The 1,181-nt window shown below is 68.3% G+C and carries 1 protein-coding gene and 1 pseudogene; both read right to left on the bottom strand.

Annotated features, from left to right (window positions below):
• Nucleotides 1-848: alpha/beta hydrolase (locus BGN95_RS16830; protein ID WP_286773423.1), on the bottom strand; the 848-nt coding region annotated here is incomplete at its 3' end.
• Nucleotides 849-856: 8 nt separating this feature from the next.
• Nucleotides 857-1,181: pseudogene (locus BGN95_RS16835) on the bottom strand (TonB-dependent receptor); the annotation flags it as partial.

A 1,181-nucleotide genomic window follows, 5' to 3' on the forward strand; every position in this document is an offset into this window, starting at 1 on the left:
GCCACCCCCGCGCGCTTCAGCGCCGCGCGCAATTCGATGCTGTTTTCGGCCGGCACGACATCATCGTCGTCGGCATGAAGCAGGAAACAGGGCGGCGTATCGCGCGTGACGTTGGCGGCCGGCGTGTGACGCCGTTCGAGCGCTGGCGAAGCATCGGCGCCGATCAGCAACCGGCGCGAGCCGGAATGCGCCAACGGCGCGGCCATCGATTGCACCGCATAGATCGGCGCGGCGATATCCGGGCGCGCGCTCAGCGCGTCGGCGGCGTCGACCGGCGTATAGGTCGGCAGCGCGAACCGGGTCGCGAGATCGGCGCAGACATGCCCGCCCGCCGAAAAGCCCATCGCCGCCACCCGCTCCGGCCGGATGCCGTAATCGCGCGCACGGGCGCGGATCAGCCGCATCGCGCGCTGGGCGTCCGACAGAGCGACCTCCGGCCCCGCCGCCCAGCCTTCGCCGGGCAAGCGATAGAAGAGGACGAACACGGTATAGCCGCGCGCCGACAGCCAGCGCCCGATCTCATACCCCTCCTTGTCGATCACCACCCAGCGATAGCCGCCGCCCGGGGTGACGAGAACCGCGGACCCGTTCGGGGTCGCCGGGCGGAAGACGATCATGCGCGGGCGCGTGATGCCATAGACCGCGCGGTCGCGGAGCGCGGGATCGGGACTGCGCTCCTCGATCGTCTCGCGCGGCGGCGTCGCCGGTATCCCCGGCGCGCCGTTCGGCCAGAGGTCGATCGTCTCGCCCGGATCGGTCGAGGCCGGCGCCACCGTCGCAGGGAGGCGCGCGGCAAGGCCGGTGGCGAGCGTCGCGCCGAGCGCGTCGCGGCGGGTGATGCCCGACATGGTTTCGCTTACATCTTGAACCGCGCCCCGATCAGGATCGTGCGCCCGAAATGGTTGTTCTCGTAATTCCGGTTCGCGTCGATATCGGTGTAGCGATAGCGATAGGTGTCGAGCAGGTTGTTGCCCTCCAGCGATACTTCGATCGCGTCGGTCAGCTTGTAGCGCATCGAGGCATCGAGGTTGGTCGTCGGGCCATAGCCTTCGAAGACGTTGCCGGTCGCGCTATTGGCATCGATATATGCCCCGCGATAGCTCGCCATCACACGCGCGCTGAACCGGCCGTCGTCATAATAGAGCGTACCGTTATAGGCCTGCTTCGACACGCCGAACAAC

This window comes from Sphingomonas sp. 66-10, from assembly GCF_001897045.1.
GTDB lineage: Bacteria > Pseudomonadota > Alphaproteobacteria > Sphingomonadales > Sphingomonadaceae > Sphingomonas > Sphingomonas lycopersici.